Consider the following 21,641-nt stretch of genomic DNA (forward strand, 5'->3'; position numbering starts at 1 on the left):
CGCTTCCGCCCCCGCCCCCGGCACCGGCCGCCCGTTCATCCCCGGCATCACCACCTTCACCCCGGCGCAGACCCAGTCGAGCACGAACTGGGCCGGGTACGCGGCGACCGGCGGCAAGTACACGTCGGTGAGTGCGAGCTGGGTGCAGCCGACAGTGCAGTGCACGGCGAACGGCATCGTCGCGTTCTGGGTCGGGCTCGACGGCTGGGGCAGCTCCTCGGTCGAGCAGGACGGCACCGCGGCGGACTGCTCGACCGGCACGCCCTCCTACTACGCCTGGTGGGAGACCTACCCGCAGAACGCCATGCAGGACTACGCCGACGCGGTGGCGCCGGGCGACGCACTGACCTCGACCGTGACCAGCCTGGGCTCCGGGATGTACGAGCTCGATCTCGACGACACGACCAAGGGCTGGTCCGAGCACCACAAGGTCTCCGCGCCCGGCGCGGTCGACGCCAGCGCGGAGATCATCGCCGAGGCGGTGAGCGAGGGCGACGCCGTCTCCGCGCTGCCCGACTTCGACGCGGTGAACTTCACCGGCTCGCGCGTGGACAAGGCCGCGCCGCAGCAGGCGGGCGCGCAGCCGATCGACATGACCGGCACGTCCGGCGCGATCGTGGCCGCCACCGGAGCGATCGACCAGGCCGGGGACTTCGCGGTGGCCTATCAGAACACCTCGGGCCTGCTGCGGGTGGGCGTGCAGCCGGCCGGGTTCGGCGGCGGCAGGCACGGCCGCGCGGCGCCCAGGCCGATCTTCTAGCCCGAGCGCCGAGAACGGCACGGCCCTGCACGGCACGGCACGGCACGGCTGCGGATCAGCTCACCGACCCTGCTCCCACTGGTCCTTGAGCTGGGTGAGCCGGAAGACGTTGCCGAACGGGTCGCGGAAGCCCGCGTCGATGCCGTAGAGCCGGTCCTCCGGCTTCTCCTGGAACTCCACCCCGCGCGCGGACAGCTCCTCGTACGCGGCCTGGCAGTCGTCGGTGGTGAGGAACACCGCGCTGCCCACGCCCTTGTCCATCAGGGCGCGCAGCTGGGCCGAGGTCTCCTTGTCGAGCATCGGCTCGCCCGGCACCGCCATGAGCACCAGCGAGATCTCCGGCTGGTCGCGCGGACCGACCGTCAGCCAGCGGAAGTTTCCGAGCTCGGGCACGGTGACGTCGGAGCGCACCTCCATTTGCAGCTTCTGCGTGTAGAACGCGAGCGCCTCGTCCTGGTCCTGGACGAAGAGCTGATAGTTGGCGATCTTGAACATGGGATGCTCCGAGGCTCGACGGCTTGATCGGTTGACGTCTTCCACGCTAGTCAGCCGGGCGGCTCCTGGTCTTCTCGAAACGTCCGGTGTCGCGGCCGGCCGTAGGCCCGCTGCACGCACCAGGGGATCGGGACCAGATGCGCGGCCGGCGGGAACGCGGCGCGGTACTCCAGCGGGGTGCGCCCGTACATCCGGGCGAAGCTGGTGGTGAACGACCCGGCGCTGGTCAGCCCGACGGCGAGGCAGATCTCGAGCACCGGGTAGTCGGTGGTGCGCAGCAGCGCCGCCGCCCGCTCCAGGCGCCGGGTGAGCAGGTAGACGTGCGGCGCCTGACCGAAGGCACGCCGGAACTCCTGGCTGAAGTGCCCGCGGGAGTAGCCCGCGGCCCGCGCCAGGTCCTCGACGGTCAGCGGCTCCGCGTAGTGCGCGTCGGCGAGGTCCTTCGCGCGCAGCAGGTGCCGTCCCGGTGTCTCGGCGGCCATGTCTCGATGCTAGGCACGGGTACCGACAATTCTCGCGTCGAGCGAACGGCCTGGTCACAGCTCCGGTCAGGGCGGATGGGACCGGGCGGGGCGCCGCGGCGGAAAGCGGCGGATCAGATCGCCTTGCCCGGGTTCAAGATGCCCAGCGGGTCCAGCGCGCGCTTGATCGCGAGCTGCGCGGACATCGTCTCCGCGCCGAGCTCGGCGCCGAGCCAGTGCCGCTTGAGCGTGCCCACACCGTGCTCGCCGGTGAGCGTGCCGCCGAGTTCGAGTGCCACCCGGAAGATCTCCTCCGCGGCGTCCCACACGGCCCGCGGGATCTCGGGCAGGCCGCGGTCGAACACGAAGACAGGGTGCAGATTGCCGTCCCCGGCGTGCGCCACGGTCGGCACCGTCAGGCCGTAGGCGGCGGCCGTGCGCTCGACCGCGGCGAACATCTCAGGGAGCTTGGACCGCGGCACGCACACGTCCTCGATCAGGCACGAGCCCTGCCGCTCGATCGCGTTGAAGGCCATCCGGCGCACGTCGAGCAGCTGGGCCGACTCGGCCGCGTCGTCGGAGACCGCGACCACGGACGCGTCCTGGTCCTGACAGCACTCGGCCATCACCCGCGCCGCGTCGGCCGCGTCCGGGCCGTCGGCCTGGCACAGCAGCATCGCCTGGGTACCCGGTTCGAGGCCGATGCCGCGCCAGGCGTCGAGGGCCTCGAGCGTGGTGCGGTCCATCAGCTCGAGCAGGCTCGGGCCGACCGAGCGGCTCACGATCGCCCACACCGCCTGCGCCGCCGCGACCACGCTGGGGAACTCGGCCGCGACCGTCACCGGCGGCGTCTTCGGGGCCGGACGCAGCCGCAGGGTGGCCTCGGTGACGATGCCGAGGGTGCCCTCCGAGCCGACGAGCAGGCCGGTCAGGTCGTAGCCCGCCACGCCTTTGACGGTGCGTCGGCCGGTGCGGATGAGCGAGCCGTCCGCGAGCACCGCCTCGAGGCCGAGCACCGAGTCGCGGGTGACGCCGTACTTCACGCAGCGCAGGCCGCCGGCGTTGGTGGCCACGTTGCCGCCGATGGTGCAAGTCTCGTAGCTCGAGGGGTCCGGCGCGTACATCAGGCCGTGCTCGCGGGCGGCGCGGTCGAGGTCGGCGTTGATCACGCCGGGTTCCACCACGGCGATCTCGTCCTGCGGCGACAGCTCCCTGATGGCCTTCATCCGGGCCAGCGAGACGACCAGGCAGCCGTCCGTGGTCGCCGTGCCGCCGACGATCCCGGTCCCGGCGCCGCGCGGGATGATCGGCACCCGGTGCTCGGCCGCCCAGCGCACGGCCGCCTGCACGTCCGCGGCGGACTCGGCCAGTACCACGGCGCACGGGCGGCCCGGGGTGACGTAGGAGTGTTCGTCGTGGCAGTAGTCGGACACCCGGTCGGGCTCCGTGACGACCTTGACCGGACCGAGTCCGGCCACCAGCTGCCCGATCTGCGCTGCGGTGAGCGGCAAGGCCCGCCTCCAGTCCTCGCGTCCGGCGTGATCCACCGACTTCTCCCCTGCCCCCTGCTTAGTTATGTAAGCAGAGTCAAGGCGTGGCGGGAGGCGGCTGACGCGTCGCGGGTGACCCGCGGAGAAGGGAGACGGGTGGCGCGGAGTGCGTCCCGTGCCGGTGCCGTCGGGCGAGACGACACCGGCACTCCCCTGTGAGGGACGAGCCCGGCACTGGCCCCCGTAGCGGTGCGGGTGGGCTCCCTGTTCATGCTGCTGCATGGACCGCGGGCTCGGCAACGGATTCCGTGGCTTGTGAGACGCTTTCGGCCTTCTCACGCCCCCTACCAGCACTTTGAGACGTAGCGGAGACGATTGTGAGACGCTGGGGCACGCCGCGGGACGCGGCGGCCGGAAGCGTTGCGAGGGGGCATCCATGCGACCGATGTACGCCGACTTCTCCGTGGACCCGCCCCGGCTCGGCGCGGCCGCGGTCACCCAACCGGCCAGGTTCACCGCCAACCACGTGCGGATCGGCGCCGGGCAGAGCGTGGCGCTGGAGTTCGCGGACGGCGGGCTGAGCGGCGAACAGGCCACGCTCACCCTCACCGCGCTGGCCTCGATGGCGGGCACGTCGATCGGCCACGCCCCGATGACGGTGACGCTCAACGGGCACGAGATCGTCAGTGAACTGATCATCCCCGGGGGCGGCATCCCGCAGGAGCTCGCCTACGCGGTCGCGCCGGAGTGGCTGGTACCCGAGGGCCCGAACACACTCGTCGTCGCGAACGGCAAGGGCGCGCGCACCTTCCTGTGGCTCTACCGGGTGACGCTCGAGGACGGCTCGGAGCGCGGCGCGTCCCGGCGGGAGCTTGACGCGGCCGCCGCGCGCGAATCCGTGCTGACCTATCGAACCCTGACCCGCTCGCTGGACCGCTCGCAGACGGCGCAGGGCCCCACGCTCCGGCTGCACCTCGATCGCGCCGAGCAGTCGCTGCCGAGTCAGCTGTCGTGGACGGCGGTGGACGGGACGCACAGCGCGATCGGCTTCCAGTCGGCGATGGAGGAGTTCAACGGCGTCTTCCGGTACGCGCACGGCGAGCCGGTCACGCTGCACGGCTACCTGGTCTCGCGCGCCGAGTACGACCCGGCCGCGCCGCCGCCCGGGACGCGCCACTTCGAGGTCGCCTGCTCCTGGGGCGACTCCGGCTGGCACGCGGGCTCCCCGCTGCGCCTGCTGCTCGACGACGGCCGCGGCGCCGAGCCGGCGCACCTGGCCTGGCGGGACCAGGCCGGCAACTCGGCCTCGGTGTCCTTCACCCAGAGCCGCTCCGGCTTCGTCGGCTACTACCAGCGCCGCGGCGAGGGCCCGATCGGCATGCGCGGCACCGCGGTCGGCGCCGGCCTGGCACCGGCGGACGCGGCCGGGGCTCGGAGCACGCCGGACGGGAGCCGGTTCGGCCCGGTCGCGGACGAGCTGGTGGGGGATCTGACCGAGCTCGGCCACGAGATCCTGGGCATCGCGCAGGACCTCACCGGCCGGCTCACCGGCTGGCTCAAGGACCGCGGGAAGTAGCAGCCGTCGACGAAGCACCGGCCGGGCACGCGTCCGGCCGGTGCTTCGCCATGCCCTCCACGTGCACGGCAGCGTGCGTACTTGCGAGCGTCGCGGCGGCGTAGCACACTTGTTCGAAGGAGGGGTTGCCATGACCGCATCCGTGACGCCGTTCGACCTGGCCGCCAGGGGTTTCGCCCTGTTCCCGCTGCGGCCGGACTCCAAGCTGCCCGCGGTCTCGCGCGACTGGGAGCACGCGGCCACCACGTCCCCGCTGCGACTGCGGCGGCTGTGCGCGGACCCGCGGGCGAACTACGCGGTCGCGTGCGGGCCGAGCAACCTCGTCGTGCTCGACCTCGACGTGGCGAAGGAGCCCGAGACCGGGGACGGACCGCGGCACGGGTGGCAGGTGCTGCTCGAGCTCGCGGACGGCCGGGAGCTCCCGCGCACCTTCACCGTGGGCACGCCCAGCGGCGGGCGGCACCTGTACTTCCGGCCGCCGGTGGACGGGCCCACCCCGCGCAACACGGTCCGGCGGCTCGGCCCGCTGATCGACACCCGCGGCGTCGGCGGCTACGTGGTCGCGCCCGGCTCGCGGATCCACGGCGTGCCCTACCGCGTGCTCGACGACGCGCCGATCGCCGAACTGCCCGAGTGGATCGGCACCCTGCTGCTCGCCGCCGAGCCGCGTCAGGCCGCGGACGGCCCGCTGCCGCTGGCGAGCGCGATGGGCTCGCTGCGCGAGCGCCTGAGCGGCGCCTACGCGCGCAGTGCGCTGGAGCGCGAGGTGGCCAGGGTCGAGGCGGCGCGGGTGGGCACCCGCAACGACACGCTCAACCGCGCCGCGTACAACCTCGGCACGCTGATCGGAGTGGGACTGTTGGACCAGACACAGGTCGAGGCGGAGCTCACCCGCGCCTCGCTCGCCGTCGGCCTGGACGCGCGCGAGACGGCGTCCACGCTGCGCTCGGGCCTGACCGCGGGTATTGCCAGGCCTCGCGTACTGCCCGCGGGCGGAGCCCGGCCGGCCGGCGCGTCGGACTCCGCGGACGGGGAGCAGCTCGACCTGCTGGACGAGCCCCCGGCTCCGCCCCGTCCGCCGCGGATCGGCGACGCGCGCGAGACCGGCGCGGTTCCGGTGCGCGCGGCCGCGGCGGCACGGCTGGCGGACACCGCTCCGTTGGCCGACCCGACGTCGCGGCGCACGGCCCCGCCCGAGCCGGTGACGGTGTTGATCCCGGCGCAGGAGCCGGAGCTTGCGCAGTGGCCGCGGCTGTTCGGCGCGCACGTCCGGCTCGGCCGGGTCGCCGCCGCCGTGCGCCGGGAGCTGCGCGAGGCCGTGCCGCGCCTGACCATGCCGCAGCTGCCGGAACCCTGGACCGAGGAGCAGCTCGGGAGCGCGAGCGCCGAGCTCATGACCGCGCTCGCGGCCCTCGACGTGGCCTACGACCACGGCGCCTGCGCGGCCCGGCCGCTGGTCACGGCGGTGCGCTGGCACCTGATCCGCACCCTCGCGGACCTGCTGCGCGACCTGCACGACGAGCTCGCGGACACCACCGTCGGGTACGCCGTGGACCCCGAGACCGCGCCCTCCCCCGCCCGTGCGCGCCGCGAACAGCCGCTCTCGCCGCACGCCTTCGCCCTCGTCCGGGCGCTGTGCTCGGCCGCGGGCCTGCGGATCTCGGCCCTGGCCAAGGAGTTGACCACCCAGCTCGCGCTCGAGGGCCAGCGCCGCTCCCCGCTGTGGAACGCCGTGCGCCGGCTGCAGCGGGAGGCGGAGCGCGTGTCCGTGCTCTGCCTGGGCGACACGCCCTCGCGCTACGCCGCCGCCCGCACCGAGCTCGAATCCCAGCTCACGGCGATGCGGCGGGAGTCACACGCCGCTTAGCACGGCCCGGCGGCGTTCGGGGCAGGCCGGAACGCCGCAAGGCCGCGCTCACGGCTCAGACTCAGTGGCAGTTCGGCTCGTAGGTCCGGTACACCCAGATCTTGTTCACGCCGCCCGGGATGCCGAACTTGTTGTACTCCACCGTGTTCACCAGGGTGAAGAAGTCGACTTCCTGATGCTGCTGCGAGGCCGCGATGACGTAGCAGGCCTCGCCGTGGCCGAGCTGGTCCGCCTTGTCGTAGAGGCCGTATATGGCCGCGGGGTCCGGGGTGTTCTGGGCGCCGTCGGCCGAGTAGTAGCCGTCCCAGTCCAGGCCGGCGTCGACGTAGGCGGGTGAGGCCGCGCCGGAGGCGACCAGGTTCTGCGCGGTGTGCCAGACGGCCGCGTCGAAGGCGAGCGCGTTCGCCGTCAGCAGCGAGGTGATCACGGTCAGGAACAGCCCGGTCCCGGCCGCGATACCCAGCCGGATCCGGCTGTGGTCGCGCGGGCGCAGGGGCTCGAGCAGCACCAGGGCGAGGACCGGCAGGACGGCCGGGAAGACGTAGCGGTCGAACAGGATCTCCCCCTCGACCACCTCCATCAGCGTGCCGATCGCGGTCACGGCGAGGAACAGGGCGAGTTCGACCGGTATCCGCCGGATCCGTTCGATCAGCATGCCGACCAGCAGCGAGGTCGAGACGCAGGCCAGCGGGAGCAGCAGCCCCCAGGCGGTGCGCGGGACGATGCTGGGCCGGCTGCCGAGGTACGCGGTCGCGTAGGAGCCCTGCTGCAGGAAGTAGTTCTGCGGGAAGTGCACGCCGTACCAGTGCACCATGCCCTCGGTGACGATGAAGGTCGCCAGCGAGCACCGGATGGCCACCGTGCTCCACCGCAGCGGGCGCGCGGCCAGGAAGACCAGCGGACTGACCATCAGGCCGAGCAGCAGCATGCCGCCGACGCTGCTCTCGATCACGGCCTTCGTGCCCGGGTAGCTGATCTGACTGAACGTCGGCGAGGAGCCGTTGGGCAGTGCGCGCCGCCAGAGCTCGAAGACGCCGGCCGAGGCGCCGAGCACCAGTGCGATCACGCCGTACCAGACCAGCATCCGCCGCTCGCGCAGCGCGGGCTTGAGCAGCGCGGCGCCGAGCACGCCGGCGGCGGCCGCGATCGTCTGCTCGCGGATGGTGAAGCCCCACAGGCCGAGCAGGCCGGTCAGCGCGAACAGCGGGACCGAGCGCCGCTCGATGGCGCGGCGGCCGACCGCGAGGGTGAGCGTGGTGGCGGCGAAGGCCGGGATGTCCGTCATCATCGAGGTGCTGAGCAGGCCGTAGCCGGGCCAGATCACCAGGACCAGCACGCCGAGCGCGGCCCGGCGCGGACCGATGACGGCGCGCAGCACGTCGAAGGCGGCGGCGAGGGAGAGCACCGAGAGCACGGCGATCGCGCACTGCTGCGAGAAGATCGTCCGGGCCAGCGGGCCGAACGGCGCGAACGCGCCGATCAGCGACATCGCGTTCCAGTTGAACAGGGTGATGTGCCCGGTGCGGGCGAAGATCTCGGCGGACCGGCTGAAGGCCCAGGAGTCGTTGTGCGGAATCCGCAGGCTGCCGGTCCACCAGGACAGTGCCAGCGGGCCGATGACGCCCACACACAACGCCGCGGCCAGGAGCAGGAGGGTGAAGCGGTGTCGGCGCAGCGCTCGTCCCGCCGACCCCGGCCGCTGTGGCGCGGGGGTGCGTTCTACTGTCAACGCGGCCGTATCGGTCGTCATCCTCTGGCCAAGCCTCCCTCGCGCAGCCGGACCCTGTCTCGCCTGGCCCCGACCCCATCGCCCGATCCCTCCGGACGCGCACCGCGCCCGGAAGCGCTGATTCTACCGAGCCGGAACGAGTGGTCGCGCCGCACCCGCACGGTGCGGCGGCGGCGCCGGGGCGAGCGGAAGCGGCGCCGCGCCGATAGCCTGTGCGAGGACCGGTTGCGCCACGCGGCGCCGGACGGACTTGCGAGGGGCCGCAAACGATGGAACGGCAGGGACGGGACCGGGCCGTGGGCCCGCGGCTGAGGCAGGCCTCGGACTACGCCTGGCGGCTGCTCCTGCTCGGCACCGCGGCGTACGTGGTCTTCCTCGTCCTGATGCGGTTCGAGCTGGTGTTCATCGCGCTGTTCATCGCGCTCATCATCACCTCGCTGCTGCGCCCGCCGGTCAACCTGCTCTCCCGGTTCCTGCCGCGGACGCTGTCGGTACTGCTCGCCGTGCTCGGCGGGATCGCGCTCATCGCCGGGGTGTTCACCTGGGCCGGGACGTCGGTGGCCGGGGAGTCGAACACGCTCGGCAGCGACTTCAGCGGCGGTGTGGACCGGATCGAGAAGTGGCTCGAGGGCCGGCCCTTCCACGTGGACCCGCACACCCTGGACAACCTCCAGGGCAAGCTCACCTCCTATGTGGAGGCGCACCGCACCACCCTGATCAACCAGGCCCTCAACGGCGCCGGGCGGATCGTGGACGTGCTGACCGTGCTGGCTCTGGCCGTGTTCTGCTCCATCTTCTTCACCAACTCCGGCGACCGGATGTGGCAGTGGTTCCAGGTGCAGCTGCCGAGCGGGGTGCGCCCGACCTGGGTGCGCTGCGGGCAGACGGCCTGGCACACCTTCGCCGGGTACACCCGCGGCATCATCCTGGTGGCCGCGGCGAACGCGATCATGGTCGGCATCTCGCTGCGGCTGCTCGGCGTGCCGCTGGTACTGCCGCTGACCATCCTGGAGTTCACCGCCAGCTTCATCCCGCTGGCCGGCTCGCCGATCGCGATGGCGGTGGCGACGGTGGTCGCGCTGGCGTCCAAGGGCGTGACCACGGCGGTCATCGTGCTGGTGCTGATCGTGGTGTTCGGCCAGATCGAGGGGCACGTGCTGCAGCCCTTCGTGATGGGCTGGGCGGTGCGGCTGCACCCGGTGGCGGTGGCGGTGAGCGTCATCGCGGGCACCATCTCGGCCGGCCTGCTCGGCGCGGTGGTGGCCGTCCCGCTGGTGTCCATCGGCTGGGCCGTGGTCCGGGAGCTGCGCCTACCCCCGCCCGACATCGTGTCCAAACCGGAACCTGCGGCCCAACTGGCCGAGGCCGCCGCGCAGCTCGCCGGCGCGGCCGCCCAACTCGCCGGCGGCACCGAGGCCGAGACCGAGCCGGGCACCGAGGCGGCCCCGGTGCCCGCCCAGGCGGCCGACGCGGACCTGCCGCAGATCGCGACAGAGCTCGAATAAGGGCCCGAAGAGGGCTCGAGCGGGGCCCGGCTACCGTCGCCGGACCAGGATCCGGGTGTGCTCACGCGGCGTCGGTTGCTCGAGCGTGCGCCGTTCGAGGTCGAACCCGGCGTCCTCGAGCAGGCCCACGATCTGCTCGGCCGGCAGCAGGAAGGACTCGTAGGAGACCGGGTGGCCGCCGTACGCACGGGTCGGGCGGGTGTGTTCGCCCGTCCCGAGGTGGGTGCCGAGCAGCAGCCGACCGCCGGGCGCCAGAGTCCGGGCGAACTCGGCGAAGACGCCGGCGAGCATCTCCGGTGGCATGTGGTGCGTCGAGAACCAGGCCAGGATCGCGCCGAGCGAGCCGTCCGGGACGTCGAGCGCCGTCATCGATCCCACGGCGAAGTCGAGGTCGGGGAAGCGGCGGCGGGCCGCGTCCACCATCCGCGGCGAGAGGTCGAGTCCGAACACGTCGACGCCGAGCGCGGCGAGGTGCGCGGTGACCAGTCCGGGGCCACAGCCCAGATCCGCGACCGGGCCCAGTGCGTCGGCGCGGACGTGCTCGGCGAACGCCGCGAGCAGCGCGCGGCCGAGCAGGTCGAGCGGGAAGCGGGACTCGACCAGTTCGAGGTAGTCCGCGGCGACCTCGTCGTATGAGGCGCGCACGGCCTCGAGGTACTCGCCGCCGGTCACGACACCCGGGTGAGCGCGATGCGGACGTTCTCGTCCTCGCCGACACGCACGGGTTGGCCGAGTCGGGGGCCGGGGTGGGCGGCGGCGTCGAGGTCGTGGTCGATGTCCAGGTCGACCAGGGCGACGTCGAGGGCGAGGGTCTCGCGGGCGAGCAGGTCCTGGTGGGTGCGCAGCGCCTCGACCGAGCCGGGGGTGCCGGCGACGACGAGGGAGATGCGGTCGCAGACCCCGAGGCCGGCGGCGCGGCGGGCCTGTTGGACGGCGCGCACGGCGTCGCGGGCGAGGCCCTCGGCGGCCAGCTGCGGGGTGACGGCGACGTCGAGCAGGACGAAGCCGCCGCCGGGCAGCGGGGCGGTGGCGATGTCCTCGGCGCCGGCGTGGTCGAAGACGGTTTCGAGCACGTACTCGGCCGGCTCGAGTTCGACGCCGCCGCAGGTGACCGCGCCCGACGCGGCCACCGACCAGTCCCCCGACTTGCTCGCCCGGATCACCTTCTGCACCTCGCCGCCCAGGCGCGGCCCGGCCACCCGCGGCAGGATCGTGAGCTGCTCGCCCATCCGCAGCCGCCGCGCCTCGGGGTCCTCGGGGTCGAGCAGGGTCACCTTCCGCACGTTCACCTCGTCGGCCATGATCGGGGCGAAGCGGGACCACTGCGCGGCGCCGGGCGCGACGACGGTGAGTTCGGCCAGCGGCAGGCGCACCCGCAGGTTGTTGGCCTTGCGCAGGGCCGCCGCGATGGAGCAGACCTCGCGGGTGCGGTCCATGGCCGAGACCAGCGCGTCCTCCTCGGGCAGGTGCGCGGCGTCGGGCCAGTCGGCGAGGTGGACCGAGCGGTCGCCGGTCAGCCCGCGCCAGACCTCCTCGGTGATCAGCGGCAGCAGCGGCGCGGCGACGCGGCAGGCGGTCTCCAGCGCCGTGTAGAGCGTGTCGAAGGGCTCTGTGTCGAGGCCCTCGGCCCCGGAGGTGCCCCAGAACCGCTCCCGGGAGCGGCGGATGTACCAGTTCGTGAGCAGGTCGAAGAACCCGCGCACACTGTCGCAGGCCTCGGCGATCTCGTAGCCGTCGAGCTGCCGCTGCACGGTCTCGACGAGCTCGCGCAGCTTGGCCAGCAGGTAGCGGTCGAGCAGGTCGTGCGCGGCGACGGTGCGCCGGGCCCGGTATCCGGCGGCGTTGGCGTAGAGCTGGAAGAAGTACCAGCTGTTCCACAGCGGGATCAGCACCTGGCGCACACCCTCGCGGATGCCCTGCTCGGTCACCACCAGGTTGCCGCCGCGCAGGATCGGCGAGGACATCAGGAACCAGCGCATCGCGTCGGCGCCGTCGCGGTCGAAGACCTCGCTCACGTCCGGGTAGTTGCGCAGCGACTTCGACATCTTCTGGCCGTCCGAGCCGAGCACGATGCCGTGGCTCAGGCAGGTGGAGAAGGCGGGCCGGTCGAACAGGGCGGCGGCCAGCACGTGCATGGTGTAGAACCAGCCGCGGGTCTGGCCGATGTACTCCACGATGAAGTCGCCGGGGAAGTGCGAGTCGAACCACTCGGCGTTCTCGAACGGGTAGTGCACCTGCGCGAACGACATCGAGCCGGACTCGAACCAGCAGTCGAGCACGTCGGTGACCCGGCGCATGGTGGACCGGCCGGTCGGGTCGTCCGGGTTGGGCCGGGTGAGCGCGTCGATCGCGGGCCGGTGCAGGTCGGTCACCTCCACCCCGAAGTCCGCGCTCAGTTCGGCGAGCGAGCCGTAGACGTCGGTGCGCGGGTGGCGCGGGTCGTCCGACTTCCAGACCGGGATGGGGCTGCCCCAGTAGCGGTTGCGGCTGATCGACCAGTCCCGGGTGTTGCTCAGCCACTTGCCGAACTGTCCGTGCTTGACGTGCTCGGGCACCCAGGTGATCTGCTCGTTGAGCTCGAGCATGCGGTCCCGGATGGCGGTGGTGGCCACGAACCAGGACGAGACCGCCATGTAGATCAGCGGATTGCGGCAGCGCCAGCAGTGCGGGTAGGAGTGCTCGTAGGTCTCGTGCCGCAGCAGGACCGTGCCGTCGGTGACCGCGCCCGCATCGGCGCGGTCACCGCCCGCGTAGCCCCGGGTGCGGGCCTTGAGATGCTCGATGATCCTCGCGTTGGCATCGAAGACGTGCAGCCCCGCGTAGGCCGAGACGGGCTCGACGAAGCGGCCGTCCGGACCCACCGGCACCACCGGGACGATGCCGTACTGGTCCGTCAGCAGCTTGTCCTCCTCGCCGAACGCCGGGGCGATGTGCACGATGCCGGTGCCGTCCTCGGTGGTGACGTAGTCGGCGTGCAGGACGACGTGCGACTTCGGGTGGCCGAGGTAGTAGGAGAACGGCGGGGTGTAGCTCAGCCCGACGAGCTCGGAACCCTTGCAGCGCCGCACGATCCGGGCCGCGGCGTCTTCGCCGAGCTCCCCGTCCCGCGCGTACGCGGCCAGGCGCGCCTCGGCCAGGATGTAGCGCTCGGTGCGGCCGGTCACGTCGGACTCGACCACGACGTAGTCGACGTCGCGGTGCACCGCCATCGCCAGGTTCGACGGCAGCGTCCACGGGGTGGTGGTCCAGATGAGCGCGAGTTCGCCGGTCTCCAGCCGGTATCCCACCGTGACGGCCGGGTCCCGGCGCGGCTGGTAGACGTCCTCGTCCATCCGCAGCTCGTGCGCGGACAGCGGGGTCTCGTCGTTCCAGCAGTACGGCAGGCAGCGGTAGCCCTCGTAGGCCAGGCCCTTGTCGTAGAGCTGCTTGAAGGCCCACATGACGCTCTCCATGTAGGGCGTGTCCAGGGTCTTGTAGTCGTTCTCGAAGTCGACCCAACGGGCCTGGCGGGTGACGTAGTCGCGCCAGGCCTGGGTGTAGCGCAGCACGGACGCGCGGCAGGCCTCGTTGAACGCGGCGATGCCCACCTCCTCGATCTGCGCCTTCGTCTTGATCCCGAGCTGGCGCATCGCCTCGAGCTCGGCGGGCAGGCCGTGGGTGTCCCAGCCGAAGCGGCGCTCGACCCGCCGCCCGCGCATGGTCTGGTAGCGCGGGATGAGGTCCTTGACGTAGCCGGTGAGCAGATGGCCGTAGTGCGGCAGCCCGTTGGCGAACGGGGGGCCGTCGTAGAACACGAACTCGTTGGCGCCGCGTTCGCCGGCCGGGCGGGCGTTCACGGAGGCGCGGAAGGTGCCGTCAGCGTCCCAGCGGGCCAGCACCCGCTGCTCGATCTCGGGGAACCGCGGCCCGGCCGGTACGGCGTCCGCCACGGGCTCCGGGGCGATCTCGGCGGCGCCCGCGGCCTCGTCGATCTCGGTGGAGGCCTTCGGATAGATCCGCGTCATGGCGGGCTCCCGTCGTCGTTCGTGGCGCCTCGTGGTCCGCAGCCGGGCGCGTCGTCACGCGCAGCAGGCTACCGGCCTCGGCCCGCGATCGCCCGGTGATTACGGCCGGGGCGCCGGGGCGGCTTTGGCGCACGTGGGAGGGCTGGGATAGATTCCTCCCCTGATGTAGGCCGCGGGCGACCGCGGGCAAGGCGAGCGAAGGGCGGGCGGCTGTGCTGCGCATGGAGATCGACGGCGGACCCGCGACGGAACAGCAGCTGGCCGAGATCGCGCTCGAGAGCTTCGGGCACTTCACCGCGATGCAGCTGCGCGGCGGCCGGGTGCGCGGGTTCGACCTGCACCTGAGCCGGCTGGACGCGGCGAACCGGGAGCTGTTCGGCAAGCCGCTGGACGGCGGGTATGTCCGTACCCTCATCCGGCACGCGCTCGAGGGCGCGGACGGCGGCCCGGCCGTGTCGGACGCCTCGGTGCGGGTCCTGGTCCGCGCCATCGCCGGCACGCAGCGGGTGATCGTGACCGTGCGCGACGCGGTGGAGCTCTCGCAGCGCCCGCAGCGGCTCAAGTCCGTCTCGTACCTGCGTGAGATCGCGCACATCAAGCGCCCGGGCGACTTCGCCCACGCCTACCACCTGCGCGAGGTCGAGCAGGCAGGCTTCGACGACGCGCTGCTGACGGGTCCGGACGGCCGGGTGGCCGAGGGCGGCATCACCAACATCGCGTTCTACGACGGGGTGCGCGGCGTGCTGTGGCCGGACGGCCCGCACCTGGCCGGCATCACCATGCAGCTGGTCGCCCCGCGCCTGGCCGCGCAGGGCCTCGACTCCCGGATAAGCCGGGTGACCCTGGCCGAGCTCGGCCGCTTCGCCGGGGCCTGCGTCACCAACTCGCGCGGCGTCGCGCCGGTCGGACGGGTGGACGAGCTCGAGATCCCGGTCTCCGAGGTCTTCCTGCGGGCCGTGCACGAGGCCTACGAGTCCGTGTCCTGGGACGAGATCTGACGGGACCGGACGAGGCTCCGGGCGATCCGCGGGGCCTTGCGGAACCGAGCGAATCGGACGAAACCCGACCTGGTGCGCCGAACCGCGCATACCATCGGTGGCAGTGCCGCGTGTCAGCACGCGGCGAAGCCCGGGGAGGGGTCTATGAAGCGCGCGATCTCCGATCAGCCCGAAGGTACGGGGTCGTCGGTCGACCAGTGGCGGGAGCTGACCGAGGAGCAGCGGCAGGCGATCATCCAAAGGCTGACGCAGTCGGCTGCCACCACCGCCGCACCGCGGCCCAACAAGCGCCGGATCCTCGAGTCGGAGAGCGACGACGACGGCGAGGCGCCGACGCAGGCTCCCGCGAAGGTCCCCGCACAGCAGCAGGCCGCGGGCTCGAGCTCCGGAGACGTCGAGGACGACTTGCTGGCGGATCTGGCCGAGACCCTCGCGCTCAAGGCCGGGGACGCGTACATCATCGGCCACGGCGAGACGGTCGGGACCGTTCCGCTGCCCGAGGCCATGCCCAAGCAGATCTTCTGCTTTTATGCCAAGCCGGACTTCGACCTCAACTTCGTCGACGCGCTCAGGGTCCTGTCGGGGAAGAACGCGAAGACCACGTACACCGTGCAGGCGGGCGAGAACACGACCTTGCCGAAGCTCTCGCTCACCCCGTTCACGGAGCAGGAGAAGCAGTGGGTCAAGTGGTCGCTGACCGCCCCCGCCTCCGTCGGGAAGCGCAAGATCTTCTTCGTCGGCGAAGCCCCGCTCAACAATCCCCAGCTCACCCTGTTCGACGCGCTGGGCCTGGTCAAGTACGAGCGCGTGCACGTGATCGCGTGTCAGGGCGCGGCCGGCACCGCGGCCACCATGGAGAAGAGCCCGGAAGCGCTCGAGGTGGAGGCGCACGGACTGCAGATCATCCTCAGCGCCCCGGACTTCAAGCCCGCGCAGACCATCGCGTTCATCGACGGCAAGCCGCTCCCCGAGCTGGCCGAACTCATGTCGATGCCCTTCTTCGAGTTCTTCGTCGACAACCTCAAGAACCCGCTCTCGCCCACGCTCGGCCTGCGGGGCGCCCAGGAGTTCAAGGCCGCGTTCGACGCGATCGCGACGGACGCCAAGGATTCCGCACGCCTGGCCGCGCTGCTGTGGAAGGCGCTGCCCGAGCAGTCGCGCGGAGCGCTGCTGCACTGGGACAAGGCCTCCTGGAAGGACCTCGCCGCGAAGGCGGGCAGCTAGGCACGGTCCCGCACGGGCAGGCGGATCGACGGCGCGGCCTCAGTCCTCGTCGTCGATCTCCACCCAGTCCAGCGTGCGCTCAACCGCCTTCTTCCAGCCGCGGTAGGCCTTCTCCCGGCGCGGCTCGTCCCACTCGGGCTCCCAGCGGCGGGCCTCGTGCCAGTTGCCGACGAGTTCGTCGGTCGACTTCCAGAAGCCGACCGCGAGGCCGGCCGCGTAGGCGGCGCCGAGGGCGGTGGTCTCGGCCACGACCGGGCGGGAGACCGCGGTGCCCAAGACGTCCGCCTGGATCTGCATGGCGAGCGCGTTCGCGGTCACCCCGCCGTCCACCCGCAGCACGTCCAGGCGCACGCCGGAGTCCTGCTCCATCGCCTCGATCACGTCACGGGTCTGATAGCAGATCGCTTCCAGGGTGGCGCGGGCCAGGTGGGCGTTGGTGTGGAAGCGCGAGAGTCCGACGATCGCGCCGCGCGCGTCGGAGCGCCAGTAGGGGGCGAACAGGCCGGAGAAGGCCGGGACGAAGTAGATGCCGCCGGTGTCCTGCACCTGCCGGGCCAGGTCCTCGCTCTGCGCGGCGCCGGAGATGATGCCGAGCTGGTCGCGCAGCCACTGCACGGCCGAGCCGGTGACCGCGATCGAGCCTTCGAGGGCGTAGACGGCGGGCTCGTCGGCGAAGCGGTAGGCGGGCGTGGTGAGCAGGCCGTGGCGGGACCGGACGAGCTGCGTGCCGGTGTTCATCAGCAGGAAGTTGCCGGTGCCGTAGGTGTTCTTGGCCTCGCCCGGGCGGAAGCAGACCTGGCCGACGGTGGCGGCCTGCTGGTCGCCCAGCATCGCGGTCACGGGCACCTCGCCGCCGAGCGGGCCGTCGGCGCGTGTCACGCCGTAGCCGGCGGGCAGCGAGGAGGAGTGGATCCGCGGCAGCATCGCGCGCGGTACGTCGAAGCAGGCGAGCAGCTCCGGGTCCCAGTCGAGGGTCTCGAGGTCCATCAGCATCGTGCGTCCGGCGTTGGTCACGTCGGTCGCGTGCACGCCCCCGTCGACGCCGCCGGTGAGGTTCCACAGCAGCCAGCTGTCGGTGGTGCCGAACAGGGCGTCGCCGGCCAGGGCGTCCTCACGCAGGCCAGGGACGTTCTCCAGCAGCCACTGGATCTTGCCGCCGGAGAAGTAGGTGGCCGGCGGCAGGCCGCTGCGATGCCGGATCAGCTCGCCCGCTCCGGAGCGTTCGAGCGCGGCGGCGATGCGGTCGGTGCGGGTGTCCTGCCAGACGATGGCGTTGTGGTACGGCCGGCCGGTGCGCCGGTTCCACACCACCGTGGTCTCGCGCTGGTTCGTGATGCCCAGCGCGGCGAGGTCGGCGGCGTGCAGGCCGGACTCGGCGAGGGTGGTCTCGATCACCGCCCGGGTGCGCTCCCAGATCTCCAGCGGGTTGTGCTCCACCCGCCCGGGCCCGGGCAGCAGCTGGGTGTGCTCGAGCTGATGGCGTGCCACCTCGCGCCCGGCCCGGTCGAACACCAGGAACCGGGTGCTGGTGGTGCCCTGGTCGACGGCGCCGACGTATTCAGCCATTCGGGGTCTCCGCTTCCTCGCCGGCCGACGTTGCCGCCGCCATGTTACCGGCGGGTCCGGGTAGCCTCGAGGGGAGAAACCGGGCGGGAAGTCCGGGCGAGGACGAAGGGCGCACCGATGGCCGTGAGCGTGGCGGACCTGCTGGCCTACAGCCTGGGCAAGCCGGGGGCGTTCGAGGACGACCCGTGGGGCGGGGACATCGTGGCGAAGGTGGGCGGGAAGATCTTCGCGTTCTTCGGCGACCCGGAGACGAGCACCGCGATGGGCGTGAAGTGCGGGCGCGACAGGGACGCGGCGGACGAGTGGGTGGCACGCTATCCCGAGGACGTCGAGCCCTCGAGCTACATCGGCCGGTTCGGCTGGAACTCGCTCACCGTGGGCGGCGCGATCCCGGACCAGGACCTGTTCGAGGCCTTGGACACGTCGTACCTGGAGATCGTGGTGAAGCTGCCGAACCGGGACCGGCCGGCCGGGTACGAGAAGGCCTGAGACGGGCCGGGACAAGGGCCTGAGGCCGGAGGAGGGGCGATGGCGCCTATCGGGTTGCGGGCCTTCGGCCGCGAGGATCTGCCGCTGCTCGCCGCGTGGCTGGCGCACGAGCACGTGGCGCGCTGGTGGCCGATGCGGGAGACGACGGTGGCCGCCCTCGACGCGTACTACGGCCCGGCGATCGACGGGACCGACCCGACCGTGCTCTACCTCGCGCTGGCCGACGAGGTCCCGGTCGGCTTCGTGGAGACCTACCGGCACGCCGACCACCCGGACTGGGACCGGGCCGTGGGCATCCCGGGCGTCGCAGGCATCGACTATCTGATCGGCGAGGCCGAACGCTGCGGCCGGGGGCTGGGCACGGCCGTCATCGGGGCGCTGTGTACGCGCGTGTTCGAGCTCTTCCCCGACGTGTCCGGGATCGTCTCGGCGCCGCAGGCCGCGAACCGGGCCTCCTGCCGGGTGCTGGAGAAGAACGGCTTCCGGCTCGTGGCCGTGCGCGAGCTGGACTCGGACGACCCGGGCGACGCCGGGCCCTCGGCCGTGTATCTGCGGGAACGACGCTCACGCTAGGCGCGCCCGGTCTCAGGAACCGGACGCGCCTAGTGATCAGCGTGGGAACGACCCGATCAGCGGCTGCCGCTCGGGACGCTGTCCTGGACCTCGTCCGGGTCCTGGTCGGCGCAGGCGGCCGCCTCGACCGCCTCCATCGAGGCGAGGGCGTTCGGGAACAGGTCGCGGTCGAGGTAGCCCCGGCCCACCGGCGGCTCGCCGTCGCCCTCCACGGACAGGTGCGGCAGGATCCGGTCGATCCACTTGGGCAGGTACCAGTTCGCCTTGCCGGCCAGCTGCATGATCGAGGGCACCAGCAGCATCCGCAGCACGAACGCGTCCAGCGCCACGGCGGCGGCCAGGCCGATGCCGAACTCGGACACGGCGCGCTGCTTGAGCAGCAGGAAGCACAGGAACACGCAGATCATGATGGTGGCCGCGGCCGTGATCACCCGGCCGGTCTCGGCCTGCCCGATCCGCACCGCCCGCTGGTTGTCCTGGGTGTGCACCCACTCCTCGTGCATGCGAGAGACCAGGAAGACCTGATAGTCCATCGAAAGGCCGAACAGGATGGAGAGCATCATCACCGGTAGCCAGGCTTCCACCGGCCCGGCGGCGCCCAGGCCGAGGGAGTCGGAGCCGTGGCCGTACTGGAAGATCCACACGATCACGCCGAAGGACGCGCCGGCCGCGATCAGGTTCATCACGGCCGCGGCGAGCGGCACCAGCAGGGAGCGGAAGGCGAGCATCAGCAGCAGGAAGCCGAGGCCGACCACCACGCCCACGAACAGCGGGATCTTCTGCTTCATCACGGTGGCGAAGTCGTCGTAGATCGCGGTGATGCCGCCGACGTAGGCGTGCATCTGGGTGCCCGCCTCGGCCTTCGGGATCACCGTGCCGCGCAGCTGGTTGACCAGGTCGGTGGTCTGCTCGGACTCCGGCGCGGACTTCGGGTAGACCATGACGATGCCGACCTTGGCCCCGGGCGTGCTCGGCACGGCGAAGGCGGTGGTCACGTCCGGCAGGGCACTGATGGTGCTGGCCATGGCCGGCAGCCGGTCCGCGTCGGAGGCGGTGCCGAACTGGGTGACCACCTCGAGCGGGCCGTTGAAGCCGGGGCCGAAGCCCTCGGCCAGCAGGTCGTAGGCCTTGCGCGTGGTGCTGGAGCTCGGGTCGTTGCCCTGGTCCGAGTTGAGCAGGCGGATCGAGGTGGTCGGGATGATCAGCACGGCCATGATGACGACGGCGAGCAGGGCCAGCAGCTTCGGCCGCTTCTCCACCACCCGCGACCAGCGCGCCCACACGCCGGTCGGCTCGCCGGTGACCGGGCCGGAGGCGGCCAGGTTCCTGCGGGCGCCGCGGGACATGACCCGCTTGGCGATCCCCTTGAATCCGAGCAGGGCCGGGAGCAGGGTGATCGAGGCGAGCACGACCGTGGCGACCGCGATGGCCGCGCCGACGCCGGTGCCGGACAGGAAGCTCATCCGGGTGGTGAGCATGCCGAGCAGCGCGATGCAGACGGTGCTGCCGGCGAAGATGACCGCGCGGCCGGAGGTGTTGAGGGCGAGGACCACCGCGTCCTCGTGGCTCAGTCCCTCGCGTACCGCGTTCCTGAAGCGGGTGACGATGAACAGGGCGTAGTCGATGCCGACGCCCATGCCAATCAGGGCCGCGAGGATCGGGGCGAGCTGCGGGATGGTCAGGCCGTGCGAGGCGATGATGATCAGCGAGGTGCCGGTGCCGAGGCCGAAGACCGCGATGATGACCGGCAGCAGCGCGCCGACCAGGGAGCCGAAGGCGAGCAGCAGCACGATGAGGGCGGCGAAGTAGCCGAGCTGCTCGGCCGAGCCGGTGCTCGACTGCTCGGTGCCCTCGATGTCGGTGCCGCCGAGTTCGACCTCGAGGTTCGAGTTCGCCACGGCCTTGGCCGTGTCCACCACGGACTGCACGTCGGCGAGCTTGATCTGGGTCTGGTTGCCGGCGAAGGTCACGGTCGAGTAGGCGATCGTGCCGTCCGAGCTGACGGCGTTGCTCTTGGCGCCGTTGGCCGCGGCCTGGTACGGGTTGGTCACCGCGACCACCCCGTGGACCTTCGCGACCTTGTCGAGCATGGTCGTGACACTCTGCTCCACGGCGGCGTCGGTGACCTTGGCGCCGGATCCGAGCGTGTGCCAGACGATCTGGTCGGAGTCGCCGGAGGCCTTGGCGTCCATCGTCTGGAGCAGGTTCATCGCCTTGGTCGAGTCGGTGCCCGGCATCGAGAACGAGGTCGAGTACGCGTCCCCCCAGGCGCTGGCCCCGGCGAAGATGCCGATCAAGGCGATGAGCCAGAACGCGAGTACGCGCCATCTGTTTCTGAAGCACCACTGTGCGAGCGAAGCCATTGCTCCCCCTTCGGTCGGACTGTTCTCGGCCGTCGCCTGCACGGCCTGGAAAACCTTATGCGCAGCGGCTGACGCCCCGCTGACAGGAACTGACAGAAAGACGATATAACGCGTCCGTGTGAGGGAGATCACGGGAACCTGGGCACCGGCGTAAAGCTCTGACACGATCGGATAACGTAAAGATCACGTATATATCTCGACGATTCCCGGCCCCGCGCTCCACGGTGCCGCGGGGGTAGCCTGATCCGGCGTCTGACCAGGAACGAAAGGTGGGTTCGTGACCGAGAGCCCGTTGCTGTCCAGCTTGCGTCGGGCCGTGCAGGGCGCGCCGGAGGACGTCCCGCTCCGGCTGCACCTGGCCGGGCTGCTCGTCGACGCGGGTCTGACCGAGGAGGCGGTGGGCCACCTCGGCACGGTGCTCAGCGGCGCGCCGGGCTCGGCCGAGGCGCTGGAGCTGATGCGGCGGGCGCTGACCGGGACCACGCTGACCGGGACCACGACGCAGAGCGCTGCGGATTCCGCCCCGGCCCCGGTCCCCGCC

At 71.9% G+C, this 21,641-nt stretch carries 17 protein-coding genes; 9 read left to right on the forward strand and 8 right to left on the reverse strand.

Annotated elements, in window-relative coordinates; genetic code table 11:
* Positions 1 to 760 (forward strand): G1 family glutamic endopeptidase (locus KDL01_RS24930; RefSeq protein ID WP_212531023.1); only part of this gene is annotated, 760 nt, incomplete at its 5' end.
* A gap of 60 nt (positions 761 to 820) precedes the next feature.
* Here KDL01_RS24930 and KDL01_RS24935 read toward each other — a convergent pair.
* From KDL01_RS24935 to KDL01_RS24945, 3 genes are all read right to left on the reverse strand, one after another.
* On the reverse strand, positions 821 to 1,255 hold the full coding sequence (locus KDL01_RS24935; RefSeq protein WP_212531024.1) for a VOC family protein: 435 nt from the start codon (positions 1,253 to 1,255) through the stop codon (positions 821 to 823).
* A 50-nt stretch (positions 1,256 to 1,305) separates the two neighbouring features.
* Positions 1,306 to 1,737: a helix-turn-helix domain-containing protein gene (locus tag KDL01_RS24940; protein ID WP_212531025.1), complete on the reverse strand. Its 432-nt coding sequence runs from the start codon at positions 1,735 to 1,737 to the stop codon at positions 1,306 to 1,308.
* A 113-nt stretch (positions 1,738 to 1,850) separates the two neighbouring features.
* A complete protein-coding gene (locus KDL01_RS24945; RefSeq protein WP_212531026.1) occupies positions 1,851 to 3,263 on the reverse strand; it encodes an FAD-binding oxidoreductase in 1,413 nt (470 codons plus the stop codon).
* 379 nt (positions 3,264 to 3,642) lie between these two features.
* On the opposite strand from KDL01_RS24945, the gene KDL01_RS24950 reads away from it, so the two are divergent.
* Positions 3,643 to 4,782 carry a hypothetical protein gene (locus KDL01_RS24950; RefSeq protein WP_212531027.1) on the forward strand — a complete coding sequence of 380 codons (1,140 nt, stop codon included), beginning with the start codon at positions 3,643 to 3,645 and terminating at the stop codon, positions 4,780 to 4,782.
* Positions 4,783 to 4,912: 130 nt separating this feature from the next.
* Positions 4,913 to 6,649, forward strand: a complete 1,737-nt coding sequence (locus tag KDL01_RS24955; protein ID WP_212531028.1) for a bifunctional DNA primase/polymerase — start codon at positions 4,913 to 4,915, stop codon at positions 6,647 to 6,649.
* A gap of 61 nt (positions 6,650 to 6,710) precedes the next feature.
* Here the strand turns inward: KDL01_RS24955 and KDL01_RS24960 are convergent, their stop codons facing one another.
* On the reverse strand, positions 6,711 to 8,399 hold the full coding sequence (locus KDL01_RS24960; protein WP_212531029.1) for a glycosyltransferase family 39 protein: 1,689 nt from the start codon (positions 8,397 to 8,399) through the stop codon (positions 6,711 to 6,713).
* Between the two features lie 248 nt (positions 8,400 to 8,647).
* Between KDL01_RS24960 and KDL01_RS24965 the strand changes: the two genes are divergently transcribed.
* Positions 8,648 to 9,883, forward strand: a complete 1,236-nt coding sequence (locus KDL01_RS24965) for an AI-2E family transporter (RefSeq protein WP_212531030.1) — start codon at positions 8,648 to 8,650, stop codon at positions 9,881 to 9,883.
* Between the two features lie 30 nt (positions 9,884 to 9,913).
* On the opposite strand, the gene KDL01_RS24970 is transcribed toward KDL01_RS24965, so the two are convergent.
* Both KDL01_RS24970 and ileS read right to left on the reverse strand, forming a co-directional pair.
* Positions 9,914 to 10,555 carry a class I SAM-dependent DNA methyltransferase gene (locus tag KDL01_RS24970; RefSeq protein WP_212531031.1) on the reverse strand — a complete coding sequence of 214 codons (642 nt, stop codon included), beginning with the start codon at positions 10,553 to 10,555 and terminating at the stop codon, positions 9,914 to 9,916.
* On the reverse strand, positions 10,552 to 13,887 hold the full coding sequence (ileS, locus tag KDL01_RS24975; protein ID WP_212531032.1) for an isoleucine--tRNA ligase: 3,336 nt from the start codon (positions 13,885 to 13,887) through the stop codon (positions 10,552 to 10,554). Before ileS ends, KDL01_RS24970 begins: the two co-directional genes overlap by 4 nt.
* Before the next feature lie 221 nt (positions 13,888 to 14,108).
* Between ileS and KDL01_RS24980 the strand changes: the two genes are divergently transcribed.
* Both KDL01_RS24980 and KDL01_RS24985 read left to right on the forward strand, forming a co-directional pair.
* The gene (locus KDL01_RS24980; RefSeq protein ID WP_246576948.1) at positions 14,109 to 14,885 is read left to right on the forward strand and encodes an aminotransferase class IV; all 777 of its coding nucleotides are present in this window, start codon (positions 14,109 to 14,111) and stop codon (positions 14,883 to 14,885) included.
* 144 nt (positions 14,886 to 15,029) lie between these two features.
* A complete protein-coding gene (locus tag KDL01_RS24985) occupies positions 15,030 to 16,109 on the forward strand; it encodes a hypothetical protein (RefSeq protein WP_212531034.1) in 1,080 nt (359 codons plus the stop codon).
* 39 nt (positions 16,110 to 16,148) lie between these two features.
* On the opposite strand, the gene glpK is transcribed toward KDL01_RS24985, so the two are convergent.
* Positions 16,149 to 17,675 (reverse strand): glycerol kinase GlpK, encoded by a 1,527-nt coding sequence (gene glpK / locus KDL01_RS24990; RefSeq protein ID WP_212531035.1) that lies wholly within the window; start codon positions 17,673 to 17,675, stop codon positions 16,149 to 16,151.
* A gap of 117 nt (positions 17,676 to 17,792) precedes the next feature.
* Between glpK and KDL01_RS24995 the strand changes: the two genes are divergently transcribed.
* Positions 17,793 to 18,164 (forward strand): MmcQ/YjbR family DNA-binding protein, encoded by a 372-nt coding sequence (locus KDL01_RS24995; RefSeq protein ID WP_212531036.1) that lies wholly within the window; start codon positions 17,793 to 17,795, stop codon positions 18,162 to 18,164.
* A gap of 39 nt (positions 18,165 to 18,203) precedes the next feature.
* Positions 18,204 to 18,737: a GNAT family N-acetyltransferase gene (locus tag KDL01_RS25000; RefSeq protein ID WP_212531037.1), complete on the forward strand. Its 534-nt coding sequence runs from the start codon at positions 18,204 to 18,206 to the stop codon at positions 18,735 to 18,737.
* Positions 18,738 to 18,793: 56 nt separating this feature from the next.
* On the opposite strand, the gene KDL01_RS25005 is transcribed toward KDL01_RS25000, so the two are convergent.
* Positions 18,794 to 21,100 (reverse strand): MMPL family transporter, encoded by a 2,307-nt coding sequence (locus tag KDL01_RS25005; protein ID WP_212531038.1) that lies wholly within the window; start codon positions 21,098 to 21,100, stop codon positions 18,794 to 18,796.
* Positions 21,101 to 21,377: 277 nt separating this feature from the next.
* Between KDL01_RS25005 and KDL01_RS25010 the strand changes: the two genes are divergently transcribed.
* The coding region (locus KDL01_RS25010; RefSeq protein ID WP_212531039.1) for a tetratricopeptide repeat protein at positions 21,378 to 21,641 on the forward strand (264 nt) is incomplete at its 3' end.

The organism is Actinospica durhamensis, assembly GCF_018139695.1.
GTDB lineage: Bacteria > Actinomycetota > Actinomycetes > Streptomycetales > Catenulisporaceae > Actinospica > Actinospica durhamensis.

Coding starts and splice junctions, on each gene's coding strand:
- ileS (WP_212531032.1), bottom strand. CDS start 13,887: ATGACGCGGATCTATCCGAAGGCCTCCACCGAGATCGACGAGGCCGCG.
- glpK (WP_212531035.1), bottom strand. CDS start 17,675: ATGGCTGAATACGTCGGCGCCGTCGACCAGGGCACCACCAGCACCCGG.
- KDL01_RS24940 (WP_212531025.1), bottom strand. CDS start 1,737: ATGGCCGCCGAGACACCGGGACGGCACCTGCTGCGCGCGAAGGACCTC.
- KDL01_RS24980 (WP_246576948.1), top strand. CDS start 14,109: ATGGAGATCGACGGCGGACCCGCGACGGAACAGCAGCTGGCCGAGATC.
- KDL01_RS24965 (WP_212531030.1), top strand. CDS start 8,648: ATGGAACGGCAGGGACGGGACCGGGCCGTGGGCCCGCGGCTGAGGCAG.
- KDL01_RS25000 (WP_212531037.1), top strand. CDS start 18,204: ATGGCGCCTATCGGGTTGCGGGCCTTCGGCCGCGAGGATCTGCCGCTG.
- KDL01_RS25005 (WP_212531038.1), bottom strand. CDS start 21,100: ATGGCTTCGCTCGCACAGTGGTGCTTCAGAAACAGATGGCGCGTACTC.
- KDL01_RS24935 (WP_212531024.1), bottom strand. CDS start 1,255: ATGTTCAAGATCGCCAACTATCAGCTCTTCGTCCAGGACCAGGACGAG.
- KDL01_RS24995 (WP_212531036.1), top strand. CDS start 17,793: ATGGCCGTGAGCGTGGCGGACCTGCTGGCCTACAGCCTGGGCAAGCCG.
- KDL01_RS24950 (WP_212531027.1), top strand. CDS start 3,643: ATGCGACCGATGTACGCCGACTTCTCCGTGGACCCGCCCCGGCTCGGC.
- KDL01_RS24960 (WP_212531029.1), bottom strand. CDS start 8,399: ATGACGACCGATACGGCCGCGTTGACAGTAGAACGCACCCCCGCGCCA.
- KDL01_RS24955 (WP_212531028.1), top strand. CDS start 4,913: ATGACCGCATCCGTGACGCCGTTCGACCTGGCCGCCAGGGGTTTCGCC.
- KDL01_RS24985 (WP_212531034.1), top strand. CDS start 15,030: ATGAAGCGCGCGATCTCCGATCAGCCCGAAGGTACGGGGTCGTCGGTC.